Source organism: Tolypothrix sp. PCC 7601 (assembly GCF_025677855.1).
In the GTDB taxonomy this organism is placed as follows: domain Bacteria; phylum Cyanobacteriota; class Cyanobacteriia; order Cyanobacteriales; family Nostocaceae; genus Aulosira; species Aulosira diplosiphon.
On record NZ_CP064879.1, the window covers coordinates 7,136,089 to 7,148,610 of the forward strand.

Consider the following 12,522-nt stretch of genomic DNA (forward strand, 5'->3'; position numbering starts at 1 on the left):
GATTTCAAACTCTCTCCTTCGGTGGGGTGGCGATACCGCGCTTGAGTAAATCAGCCTCCAGTCCAGTGATGAATTGCAAATCTTCTTTTGGTAGAGAATGGCTGACAGATGGATTCTTCTCTAAAAAGGCGAAGGCTTGCCGAAATTGATAGGGAGTTGTGTGGATGGGTGAGTCAAAATGACAACTAATAATTTGATGAAAATCCCAACTAGCAACTTTGTCTGCCCAGTCGAGGACTTGTTTTGGCCCTTGGGGAAGAATCAGGGTTTGCAGAATTGGAGCGACAAATGGCCGTCCGTTGCCTCGCAGGGCTGCAAATGACTGTTGCCAGTTTTCTCGCCAACGGAAAGGAAAGAAACCAAAATAAGCTTTTTTTGACCTTTCTGCTGCTTTCAAAGAATCACGCAACATCTCACCCATACCCGCAACTTCTAGTGCGCCGGGACGGAAGTATATGGCAAATAATGAAATGCGTTGCCATCCCTTGCGGCGATTAGCTGGAGTATCTACGATCGCTTCTTGTCCGTTATCTCTAGCATGAAATAATAAGGGATACGGATCGATTTGCGCGATCGCAGGTGGTTCTTCTGGTACAGAAAGTATGGTATCAGTCAGCAATAAAGTATGCGATCGCTTGTGAAATACTGCAACTTCTCCAAACGATCCCCGCCCCAAATTAATATCTAATACTGCATAGTCAAATTCATCAGCAAAGGGTACTTGGCTGTTGTCTGCGGGGATTTCTTGGGTGCGACTTTGGGGAAAACCTAGCCAACTCAAAGGCAAGTCTAACGGAAAACTCCATTGGTGTGGTGCTACAAACACTTGCGCTTTGGGAAAGCGGCGAGCAAAGGGGCCAACAAAAACCTTGTGTTCTAAACCAGAACTTGTAGGCAAAATGATGTATTTAACATTACCATGCTGGGCTACTAAATCATTAATTAAACGGATACATTCAGTTGTGGGTGCAACTGGCGCATAAACCAATAGACCGCCAGCCTCTAATTTCACCACAGTCATCCGAATCGGCACGATAGTGTAGAGAATGCCGTGCAATTGGTCGAATGTCCAGATAGTATCTTTAACTACTTCAGTGCATACCGTCCGCCGTTTGCTGTAGGGGTAAAGAGGTACAGTCAACCAAAACGGCCATGACCAATCACGCGGATGCATTGTTTCTGCTTGCGACCCCTGTGCATTCATAGTTCGTTTACCCCTTTCATGCTCCTTACCAATTTTTAGCATTAGAAGGAGCTAGTGGAACGAGGAAATTGGGAATGGGGAATGGGGAATGGGGACTGGGGATTGGGTAATGGGTAATGGGTAATGGGTAATGAGTAATGGGTAATGATATTTCTCTCCTGCTCCCTCATCTTCCTTATCTCCCTCATCTCCCTCATCTTCCTCATCTCCCTCATCTCCCTCATCTCCCTCTGCTACACGGCGATAGAATATTTTTTTATTTAGAAGTCCTTTGAGGAACATCAACTAGTACAGAAATCAGCAATGCACTAAAGCCAGCTAAACTGCAAATAAAGTTTGTAGCGTGGGCATATTCCCATTGATTTCTTAGCTGTTGCCAATTGGTTGGTAGTGAGGTTGCATTAGCCTGTTCAATTACAACATTCACAGGCTCAATCCGCAGAAAATAGATGAGGGGAAAAGCGATCGCTAAACAAAGTGTACCTGCCAATGTCCACCAAAAAGCAACGCGGTGTTTTCGTACTAAAATCGTGAGAGCGATCGCACACAGCACTACACCCACAGTAATGAAGGCCCCTGGCCCTGGCGCACCAAAATAACGGTACAGGCTATTTTGCATCGTCACATATAGCGCTCCATCGTACTGCATTTTGGGAGGCAGTTCTAAAGCATGGGCAAACTCTAAACCCATAAAGAGCGCTACCAGTATAAGAGTAATGAAACGCCAAATTTTGAGAAACATTGTTACCTCTTAAAGCCAATATAAGCAATGCTGGTGAAGCGAGCCAGCCCCAGAGGAAAAGGTACAAATTGCAGCTGAGTTAGCCCGACTTCATGTATAAGTGTTGATAGTTGTTCTTGGTTGAAACATCTATTTCCCCAATGCGACTGATTCCGCCGTGTTTCCTTGTTGACGGGCTTGCATTCCTTTGAGCGCCACAACTAAACCCCAAAGGCGATCGCAGCAAGGGAATATGCAACTTAGTCACCAGCAGAGGACTAGCCATATCAAATTGATTTCTGCGAACCTTTCTTTAGCTTAGACAAAAATTTCTCAATTACGGATTACCCATAGGATGAGTACAGCACAAGGGAAATAAAGCTACTATTCAAGAGAGACAAAAAGCCTTTGAGTTCCCCCCAGCAATAGTAGTTAGTTATCTAGGTAGAACAATGCGCGTTGCAGTGATATTGGGTATAGCGATCGCAATGGTAGCTGGTATTCAAGGCTATACCTCAAAGCCCAGTCCAGCAGTTCAGTTGCAAGATGGTACGGTGTATTTTGTTCAACCACCACGCTTAGTGGAAGCAGTTACTACCTATAAAGAAGTTTATGTTTGGGGTGCAACATATTACTTTACCCTCAACCTACCAGAGAATGCTGGAGAACCGCTGCAACGAGTCACAATTAATCAGCGTGAGGGATTAGACTACGTTCGCTTTGACCTTAAAGACACTTCAGCTTTTGAAGGAACATCCTCCTATGAAGGACAGAAACTAGGATTAAAAGATGCTACTAGTGATGGCAAAACTCAAACAACAACTCTAGTATTTGATCCCCCAGTACCCCCAGGTAGAAACATCACAATTGCCCTCAAACCCCGCCAAAATCCCTCAGTTTCAGGCGTTTATTTATTTGGTGTGACAGCCTTCCCTCCTGGCGAGAAATCCCACGGGCAATTTCTTGGTTTTGGACGATTAACCTTCTACAGCAACAGATTCGGCTGGTGAGTGTGACGAGAGATGAGGGAGATGAGGAAGATAAGGGAGATGAGGGAGATAAGGAAGAAGTAAATATTTCCCTTGACCCTTGACCCTTGACCCTTGACCTTTTGACCCTTCCTCATTTCTCCTTAAAAGTCCAAACACCCTCATCCCAATCAGCATCTGATGGGGGTGATTGTATCCAGTGCTGACAGCGGTGCAGATGTAATAAAGCCGCTTTGTCATGGCTATCAATCGCTAAAACTTGATTGAATTTAGCTTGTGCTTGGTCAAACTGGCGATTTAAATAATATTCACGCCCTTTGTGATACAGCTCAATTATTTCTAATTTTTCACTCTTAATGGGATCGGTACGCAAACTTAGCAGTTCATAAATAGCAACTGGTTCATTTCTACCTTTAACGCGAATATAATCTAGTTCTCTAGCCCAAATATTTTCACGGCAGGGATTATAAGTATTATCGCTAATAATAATGTCGCAGCCGTACTGTTTGCTGACGCTTTCTAAGCGGGAGCCAAGGTTAACACCATCACCAATGGCTGTAAATTCCATTCTTTTACTAGAACCAATGTTGCCACTAATTACGGTATCAGAATTAATGCCAATACCAATATTGATTCTCGGTTTATTAGCTAAGTAACGGCGGTGATTAAATTCTTGCAAACGATGGCGCATTTCTAAAGATGTTTGTACCGCCATCCAAGCGTGTTCTTGTAATGGTAAAGGCGAACCAAACACAGCCATAATTGCATCACCGATATATTTATCTAGGGTGCCTTTATGTTTAAAAACAGCCTCTACCATTGATTCAAAATATTCATTGAGCATACTCACAACTTCTTCGGCTTCGAGATTTTCCGTTAAAGTTGTATAGCCGCGAATATCAGAAAATAGAATCGAAACTTCTTTGCGATCGCCTCCTAATTTAGCGTCATCTAATTTGAGTAATTCTTCCGCTAATTCCTGGGTCATATAGCGGTACATTGTACTTTTCAGGCGTTTTTCATCACTAATATCTTCCATTACTACTAGCGCGCCACGCACTTGTTTATGGTCGCTAGCATCGGCAATTGTGTTAATTGATAAATTAATACTATGCTGCTCTGTACCTGTAGTTAATAGAGTGCGATCGGGATAATATTGTTGTCTATGTTTGTAGTTAGCTCCATTTAAAGCATTCTCACACCATTTACTAAAGTTACCTTCTTTAATATTGATAACACTTTGAATCGAAAGACCTTCTAAACGGTCTTGTTCTTGTAAATCTAGTAAGCGTTTAGCGCTTTCATTCGCCGCAATAATTAAACCTGCTTTATCTGTGGAAATTACACCATTAGAAAGACTCCGCAAAATATCTCGCTGCATTTGTTCTTGCTGCTTCACTGTGGCGAATAATTGAGCATTTTGCAGCGCTACACCTGCTTGAATATTAAAGGCTTCCATGAATTCTTCATCGTTATGATCGAAGCTGGCTTGGAAGCATTCGGGAGCTTTGGGCCAATGTTCGTGATTATAAGCGGGGAAATCGCCTGATTTTCTTTTATTTACTAATTGCGTCACACCAATCAATTGTTGATCGGCATTAAATACAGGCATACATAATAAACTACAAGTTCGGTAACCATTTTGCTGGTCAAGTTTTTTAGCTGTATCAGAATCTGGGTGATCGTACAAGTCAAAAGGAATATTCAGCTTTTTCCCTGATACAGCGACGATACCAGCAAAGCCTTTACCTACAGGTACACGTAATTCTTTGGTTGTACCATTATCTTGAGTAATTTTTGTCCATAATTCTTCGCGATCGTGGTCTATCAGCCATAATGTACTGCGATCCGCATTCATTAATTCCTTGGCTTCATCCATTACCCTTTTAAGGGTATCTTCTAAGTCAAGATTACTTTGCGAAAGCGACTTGATTGCTTTCATTAATGCGGCTGCGGCTCGTTGTTTTTGCGTAGCGACATAAAACGAGCGTGATGATTCTAAAATCAGCCGAATTGAAGGAGCAAATTCTTGGAATAATTCTTCATCAGCATAAGTAAATCCTTTAGTATCAACGCGTTCTGCAATGGAAGAGTTAGGATTATGCGGACATTTTAATTTATTCAGTAATTGTACTACTGCAACTAATTGGCCTTGCTCATTTAACAATGGCAAAGCCAACATTGTATAGGTACGGTAGCCAGTAATTTTTTCTTGCTTTTGAGCAAATACTGAGCGAGGATCGTCATAAAAATCATAGGGAATATTGACAACTTTCTTGAAAGTAGCCACTTCCCCAGCAATTCCTTTATCTGCAGGAATGCGAATTTCTAAAGAGCGATCGCCTTCTCCTTCTGCTAATATTGACCAGAGTTCTTGCTTCTCTTCATCTAATAAAAATATAGTTGTTCTATCTGCTCCTAATAATTCTCCAGTTTTTAAAGTAATCGAATGCAACATTTCTTCGAGGATTGTGTCAAACCCATGAGAATCTAACCTCGTGAGAGTTTGATGCACAATCTGCAATTTTTGTTCGACATCTTTAACAACTTGTTTAAAAGTTTCCTGGGTTAAGGGAGCCAAAAAACTAGAAATAGTTCCCTGTCTTTTAGCAAGTACACCTACAGGAGCCGGATTTTCTTGTACATAACCATTTTCTGAATGGCGAACACCAATAATTAAATCGGCAGTCTCATCAAAACTATGTTGATGCGATGACATAACTAGCTTTTTATAGATGATGAATATATTTTAAGAATGTGATTTAATTGCTGCCATTAGCAACAATCCTTGACATTATCCACAGTTTAATCTTTTGTTAAGCTAGCGTCATCCTGTGGAAATCTGGGGAAGATTAATAATCTCAAATTCACATTCTACTTATGTCAATAATCAAGAAACGTAAGGATTCAGTCTAGAAAAGAAAGAGGCTTTTCTATTATTCGTTGCTTACGCTTAAAAGCGCTACTAAGAGGCTGATACTTTACACCATTTTCCCTCACACTAGGAGCGATGCTGCTCACAACCCAAAAATCAGGGTTAGAGCGCAAGTTCAGCAGTATGCACCTTCTCAAATTTGCAATAGAGCCAGTAATACAACATAAAAATCAAGTTATTCCCACGCTTTGACTCCTTGTGCTATCCATTTACCGATTTTCTTGACTATCTGCTTTCTCTACAATTAAACGACAATCAAGGAATACCCTAATTCAGACTAACTGTAAAGAGCGGACTTTGACATATCTGGTAAATTTCTCCCAAAAGATTAGAAATTTAGAGGAATTTTGTAGACCTTCAGCAGTAAACTCTATATTACATAGATATCCGACTCTGAGAATGAGATTAGTATACTGACTCAGAATAGAACACCAAAGGTAATTCAAGTAGCCACGGAACGTCTAACCGGAAGATGCATGAGACTGCGATCGCAGATATTACCTCCTCCCTTCAGCCATTGGCTATATGACTGACAATATCTGTGGGAGTGGCGTATCCTATAGTTCCCATATATTTTGCACAATTAACACTGATACCACAAAATCTTAAGTTTTGTAACAAATTTAGCCGCTTGCATAAAACTTAGCTCATACACAGATACTTAAGCAAAGAGTAGTGACTGTCATTCAGATAGTGGCTAACCTGATTCTGCTGACTATTTTGCAAAAGGTAAATTTACATGGTTTATACATTAGAAAGAACCAGCACCCCAGTTGAGAGTAGTTACACTCCACCTAACCCCAAGCCTTTATTACCCAATCAAGAGCCACCAAAAACCACAACCACTGATACAGAAGAAACTACTCCACCCAGCGAGTCTGAAGAAACTACTCCACCCAGTGAGCCTGAGGAAACTACTGAATCTACATAAAATAGTTAATGTTTAAATGCTAACGAGTCCTCTACTTGAGTATCTGGAGTGCAATACAACAGTGCTGCAATCCTCATATTTAGGTAGATGGGATATGGATGAGATTAAAATCTCATCCATATTTTTTTTGTTAACAATCTACGATTTTGGATTTTAAATCATACAATTTTGAAAAAAGAATGCGACAGATGGGTAGGGGCACGGCATCCACAATCTTTTGGCATATCAGATTATCTTACAGGTGCCGTGCCCTTACAAAAAATTTATCTGCCGCAAACATTATTTGATTTGGTATCAATACAGTTCAGTTAAAAAAATAAATTGGCGACAAAATAATAATTTTGGAGGGGGTTTGGGGGACGCAACCGTCACCCAATTGGGGGTTTGGGGGAGAATCCCCCAATTGAGCTAGCTGTTTCCACAACTGACAAATCAATCACTAATGATCTTCATCTGAACTGTATTGGATTTTAAATTCCTCCTCTACCGTCGATCTACTATCAAGGAAGAATTGGCTAATTCAAAATTTATTGCTCCTGAAGCTGAATTTAGTTCCTGAAATAGCTTTCAAGATAGGAAAGAAGAGAGATAGAGGTGTCTAAAGTTTTCGCACAAACTAAATTAGAGTACTAAATAAAATTTTGGGTGAATAATTTTTACAATTCACTAACTTTGTTGATATAAAAATAATTTTTATATCAGTTACGGTATAAACAAAAATCACACCTTAATATATTGACTGTCTTAGCAGCTATTAAATCTGCAATATATTGGTTTGAGGTGGAGGATGAATTTTGGAAATACAATGGGGATTTAATCTTTTATCCAAGTTTATTCAGTTTGAAATTTGGTTATTTCTTGTGGGGTTAATGTCCTCCGTCTTTTTTCTGATTATCAAAAAGAAAATCAATCTCAGAGGATTACTTTTTGACAAGACAAAGAATCAGAAGTATAGCCCAGAGCGATTGCAGTTATTGCTATTCACCCTGATATTTGTTGCGTACTACCTATTTGATGTTAGGCAAAATTTAAATACTTGCAAAGTTTCAAGCTTGCCATGTAGTATGCCACAAATCCGAGCAGAATTTCTCTATGCATTGGGAGGAAGCAACTTTGCTTATCTTTGGAGCAAGTTGACTTCACTTATTAAAGAACGGAGGTCAGAGCGTGCCTAGCATTAATGATCTTTTTGTAATTTTGGCGCTGGTTATCGGTTGTGTTATCACGATTTTTGTTGCAGTTTTAGAAATATTTATTCTGATATTTATTTGGGAAGGTACTTGGAATTTAAAAACTAATAAAAAACGGGGAATTAATCTAGATAAGCTGATTAGTGAAAGCACCGGCGATGCAAGTTTGGCCAGGTTTCAACTGTTGATTTTCACTTTTGTGATTTCAATGAGTTTAGTCTTGATCATTACTAGTAACAAACCACCATCTTTTCCCGCTTCTATTCCCGATCAAATTTTGGGATTATTGGGGATTAGTAGTACTTCCTATGTTCTGGGCAAAGCCTTACAATCACAGATTAAAGACTCCACGCCTGAACCACCACCACCCAGCGAACCACCACCACAATCGCTACCACCAACAGATCCAAATTCCGATCCTTATTCAGGATAGAAATTCCACAAACCCACAAAAATCCTTGAATGGTGCGTTAGCCAAGGCTAACGCACCCAACTTGTATTTTATAAATCAAATCTGAATCCTATAGTTATCAATATCAGTGTCATGGTGTTAGTCGTGAGAGTTTTTTTGCGGGAACAGATAGGCGATCGCCGCACATCCAGAGACAGTCACTAAACTTACTAAAAATCCAGCCAGAATCACAGTAGACATAATTCATTAAGGGAGTAGGAGAAGAAGAGTTGGTTGCTGTCAAAGCGGGAACGGGTATAAGTTTCTACTCCCAGCGATTTTTTTGCTGAGAATCATAGAGTGATTGTCCAAAGTGGAATCAATGGAAAACTATATTTTTCTCAATCTCAGGCTAGCAATTGCATATTACGCAGCCATGACCACCTTGTGACAATCTATTGTATGTATAGAGGACTTCCAGAAATTAAATTATCCTATATAGTCCAATACGCTTGGGTTAAGTTCATTAGTGATTGATTTGTCACTTATAGGACTAACGCATTGACAGAATGATAAAATAATGCGTTAAGAAAAAAGTGTTGTCTACAAATAGGTATCGGACAATCAGAGAAATCAGTAAACTCTCAACAGCACAATGCAATCTGGAACATTACACTCTATTTTTGTTATCGGAACCGAAGCATGGAGGATGCAGTAGGTTAGCAGAAATATTGGGGAATGTTTCACATGATAGTGTGAACCGTTTTTTGTTGAGGGAGAGATACGCTCCCTATGATTTGTTCAGTACGGTAAAGACTATTATTAACTTGACAGGAGGGATTTTAAGTGTAGACAACACAGTCATAGAAAAACTGTACAGTAATCCAAAATATGCAGAATTAATCGGTTATTTTTGGTCAGGTAAATATCATAAAAGTATCAAAGGGATAAATTTAATTACGCTGTATTACAGCGACATACATGGAAGCTCAGTACCAATAAATTACAGAATATACGATAAAAAAGGAGGGGAAAACGAAGAACGATTATTTCCAAGAGATGCTAATTGAAGTAATTGATTGGGGTGTAAAACCAAGGCTAGTAACAGGAGATAGTTGGTACTCAGGAGTAGAAAACTTAAAATTTTTAAGAAACCAGAAATTGGGTTTTCTATTTGGGGTTGAGAAAAATAGAACTGTCTCTAATGAACCAGGAAAGTATTGCCAAGTAAGTGGTTTAGAGATTCCTGATGAAGGGTTGGTAACTCATCTGAGAGAATTTGGATTTATCAAATTGTTTAGGAAAGTCTTCAAAAAAGAAGACTCTAGACATTATATATTGTATCTACCAGATGCTGAAGCTCTTCAGCAAATAACTCGCAGTGAATTTGTGACAATTCATGATACTCATTGGGGAATAGAAAGTTTTCACAGAGCAATAAAACAAGTATGTGGAATTTGTCGATTTATGGTGAGCCAGTGCGTTGGGCGGGTCTCCCGACTTGAAGCAACTGGCGAACCCGTAAGGGTTAGAGATAGCCATGCAATTAAAACACACATATTTTGCTCACTTCAAGCATTTGTTCGTTTAGAGCTAATGCGGTCTGAAAACATCATTTCTAATTGGTATGAATTACAAAGAAACTTGTTTACTTTAGTTGTGCGTGATTATATTGTGGACAATCTCACCAATACTTGTGCTGCCTAGTACACATCAATAATATTTTTTGTCAATGCGTAAGTCCTAACTTAATTAAAAAAGCCAGATCAATTGGGGGATTCTCCCCCAAACCCTCGATTGGGTGACGGTTGCGTCCCCCAAACCCCCTCCAAAATTATTGTTCTGTTTTTTTGTTGAGTAACTAGTTTTTTGGTTTTGTGATCAATTAATTTTCTTAACTGAACCTTATTGCAATATGGTCAGAGAATATTTTTTTTCTCCCCCTGCCAAGAAAACAATAGTATATTTTTTTAGTTAGAAGTCCTTGGGGAGGCAATTTTGTATTTAAGCTAAAGGCACAGAGAATTTAAAAGTACTACCCAACCCTTGTTGACTCTCTACTTGGATTTCACCACCTTGCAATTCCACTAAGCGCTGAGAGATGGTTAAACCAATCCCTGTCCCGCCAGATTGACGAGCGCGGGATGAGTCAGCGCGCCAAAAACGCTCAAAAACATGGGGTAAATCTTCAGGAGCAATTCCAATACCAGTATCTACAACAGCAATCCACAGTCGAGATGATTCCGTCCAAACACGGATGGTAATTGCTCCTTGTGCCGTATAACGTATGGCGTTACCTAAAAGATTTACTAGTATTTGTTCTGTACGATCCAAATCTGCTAACACCAAAGGCATAGGAGATGAACATTCCAAGCGGAGAACCGGGCCATCTTCTAATAACTGGTCTGTAAATTTTTCTACTAATGAATCTAATAAAGGACGTAAATTTACACGCTGTATGTTAATTGCTAAATAACCTGCTTCAGCTTTGGAAAGTTCTTGTAAATCGTTAACCAAACGCTCTAAACGCTTAGTTTCCTTTGCTAGCCGCCGATAAATTTCTGGTGATGGCTCAATTTCTTCATCGGCTAGTTGTTCTAAGTAACCGCGTACAACTGTTAGAGGTGTTCTTAGTTCATGAGTCATGTCTCCAATCAGTTCCCGTCGCCTCGCTTCCACGCCTTCTAAACTGTTTGCCATCCGGTTAAAGCTAGCACCTAACTGGTTAATTTCGGGAATATCAGACATTGGTAAACGCGCTTCAAAATTACCCGCCGCAAATTGCCTGGTAATTTGCTCCATGTCGGTCAATCCCTGCATAATCCTTCTAGATACCCAGTAACTCAATCCACCTGCGGCTGTAGTACCCACTATTACTGACCAAATAGTGCTTCGTCGCCAAGCAGTTTCAAATCCTTGCACCAATTCAGCGCGAATATCAATTAAATTTAACCCTTCATTTTCTAGTCGTTCTAAGTGAAGAACAAAGAAGCGAGGAGAAGAAATTTTACTAATGATTACTAAGCTAAATACCCCCACTATCATCACGACTAAGTGGGAGAATAATAAGCGCGATGCTAAAGGTAAGGACTTTGTCCAGCGCCAGTCCTTTTTCATAAGCTGTTATACCGTTTTCTTGAAAGTTGTAATGAATTTGGCAAGCAGCAGGGTAAGGGGAATGGGGAAGATGGGAGATGAGGGAGATGAGGAAGATGAGGGAGATGAGGGAGATGAGGGAGATGAGGAAGATGAGGAAGATGAGGAAGATGAGGGAGAAATAGAATTTCAAATTATGGATTGTTCTGTTTTACAATCCATAATCTAAAATCTAAAATTGTATTAAGTTGTAGTTGAGTCATCAAATTTATAGCCTACTCCCACCACAGTTTTAATAAAAGTGGGATTCGCTGGATCGGGTTCAATTTTTTTGCGTAACCGCGCTATGTGAGTATCGACTACGCGCTCATCACCAAAAAAATTATCGCCCCAAAGTTTATCAATTAGTTGGGTGCGGTTCCAAACTCGCCCAGGATTGCTGACAAAGGTACTTAGCAAGTTAAATTCTAAGGTGGTTAAGTCTAAAACTTCTGGTGCGTGATCATCTAGCTGACGACTCGCAGTACGCTGATCTATATCAACAATAAAATGTTGGCTACGATTAACTTGATTTTGTCCCCCTTGGCGTAGGCTACGCCTTAACAAAGCACGCACTCTCGCAACTAATTCTCTGGGGCTGAAGGGCTTAACCATGTAATCATCAGCACCAGTAGACAAGCCAATAACGCGATCGATTTCCTCGCCTTTAGCTGTGAGCATTAAAATATAGGGGTCTTTCGCGCCTGGTTTTTGGCGAATTCTGGCGCAGACTTCTAGCCCATCTAAACCAGGCAGCATTAAATCTAAAATAATTAAATCTGGTGGTTGTTCTTGAAACATCCGCAAGGCATTGATACCATCACGGCTAATACGGCAGATAAATCCTTCTTTTTCTAAACTCAGTTGGATTAATTGGGCAATTTCTATTTCATCTTCAACAATTAAAATATCCATTTCGATTAGGCGGGAGTATAAGACGCAGAGTTAACCCCAAGGGGAAGTTCAAAATTCACAATTCAAAATAAAATTGCAGCCACCATGAATGATTTCGGTAGCGCAATTTTT

General features: G+C 40.0%; 10 protein-coding genes and 1 pseudogene. 5 read left to right on the forward strand and 6 right to left on the reverse strand.

Translation table 11 applies throughout. The features are described 5' to 3' along the window. Positions 1 to 4: 4 nt before the first annotated feature. The 3 genes from HG267_RS28935 to HG267_RS28945 are packed head-to-tail and all read right to left on the reverse strand — an operon-like array spanning position 5 to position 1,946. Positions 5 to 1,204, reverse strand: a complete 1,200-nt coding sequence (locus HG267_RS28935; RefSeq protein WP_045871060.1) for a DUF4336 domain-containing protein — start codon at positions 1,202 to 1,204, stop codon at positions 5 to 7. 51 nt (positions 1,205 to 1,255) lie between these two features. Further along, positions 1,256 to 1,486 (reverse strand): hypothetical protein, encoded by a 231-nt coding sequence (locus HG267_RS28940; RefSeq protein WP_155539300.1) that lies wholly within the window; start codon positions 1,484 to 1,486, stop codon positions 1,256 to 1,258. After that, positions 1,461 to 1,946, reverse strand: coding sequence for a DUF1772 domain-containing protein (locus HG267_RS28945; protein WP_045871061.1), 486 nt, complete (start codon positions 1,944 to 1,946; stop codon positions 1,461 to 1,463). The genes HG267_RS28940 and HG267_RS28945 overlap by 26 nt, the downstream gene beginning before the upstream one ends. A gap of 431 nt (positions 1,947 to 2,377) precedes the next feature. Here HG267_RS28945 and HG267_RS28950 point away from each other — a divergent pair, with 431 nt between their 5' ends. Further along, entirely contained in the window at positions 2,378 to 2,935 is a 558-nt protein-coding gene (locus HG267_RS28950) for a DUF2808 domain-containing protein (protein WP_045871062.1), read from the forward strand. 112 nt (positions 2,936 to 3,047) lie between these two features. On the opposite strand, the gene HG267_RS28955 is transcribed toward HG267_RS28950, so the two are convergent. After that, positions 3,048 to 5,633: an adenylate/guanylate cyclase domain-containing protein gene (locus HG267_RS28955; RefSeq protein WP_045871063.1), complete on the reverse strand. Its 2,586-nt coding sequence runs from the start codon at positions 5,631 to 5,633 to the stop codon at positions 3,048 to 3,050. Positions 5,634 to 6,588: 955 nt separating this feature from the next. Between HG267_RS28955 and HG267_RS28960 the strand changes: the two genes are divergently transcribed. The 3 genes and pseudogenes from HG267_RS28960 to HG267_RS28970 all read left to right on the forward strand — a co-directional run bounded on the left by HG267_RS28960 (position 6,589) and on the right by HG267_RS28970 (position 10,068). Continuing rightward, complete coding sequence (locus HG267_RS28960) at positions 6,589 to 6,780, forward strand: hypothetical protein (RefSeq protein WP_045871064.1); 192 nt, start codon at positions 6,589 to 6,591, stop codon at positions 6,778 to 6,780. Positions 6,781 to 7,947: 1,167 nt separating this feature from the next. Continuing rightward, a complete protein-coding gene (locus HG267_RS28965; RefSeq protein WP_045871066.1) occupies positions 7,948 to 8,403 on the forward strand; it encodes a hypothetical protein in 456 nt (151 codons plus the stop codon). A gap of 641 nt (positions 8,404 to 9,044) precedes the next feature. Further along, positions 9,045 to 10,068, forward strand: a pseudogene (locus tag HG267_RS28970) (transposase). Positions 10,069 to 10,365: 297 nt separating this feature from the next. On the opposite strand, the gene HG267_RS28975 reads toward HG267_RS28970, so the two are convergent. Next, on the reverse strand, positions 10,366 to 11,478 hold the full coding sequence (locus HG267_RS28975; protein ID WP_045871143.1) for a sensor histidine kinase: 1,113 nt from the start codon (positions 11,476 to 11,478) through the stop codon (positions 10,366 to 10,368). A gap of 61 nt (positions 11,479 to 11,539) precedes the next feature. Here HG267_RS28975 and HG267_RS28980 point away from each other — a divergent pair, with 61 nt between their 5' ends. Continuing rightward, positions 11,540 to 11,686, forward strand: coding sequence for a hypothetical protein (locus tag HG267_RS28980; RefSeq protein ID WP_155539316.1), 147 nt, complete (start codon positions 11,540 to 11,542; stop codon positions 11,684 to 11,686). A 14-nt stretch (positions 11,687 to 11,700) separates the two neighbouring features. On the opposite strand, the gene HG267_RS28985 is transcribed toward HG267_RS28980, so the two are convergent. Further along, positions 11,701 to 12,411: a response regulator transcription factor gene (locus HG267_RS28985; RefSeq protein ID WP_045871144.1), complete on the reverse strand. Its 711-nt coding sequence runs from the start codon at positions 12,409 to 12,411 to the stop codon at positions 11,701 to 11,703. Positions 12,412 to 12,522: the final 111 nt, after the last annotated feature.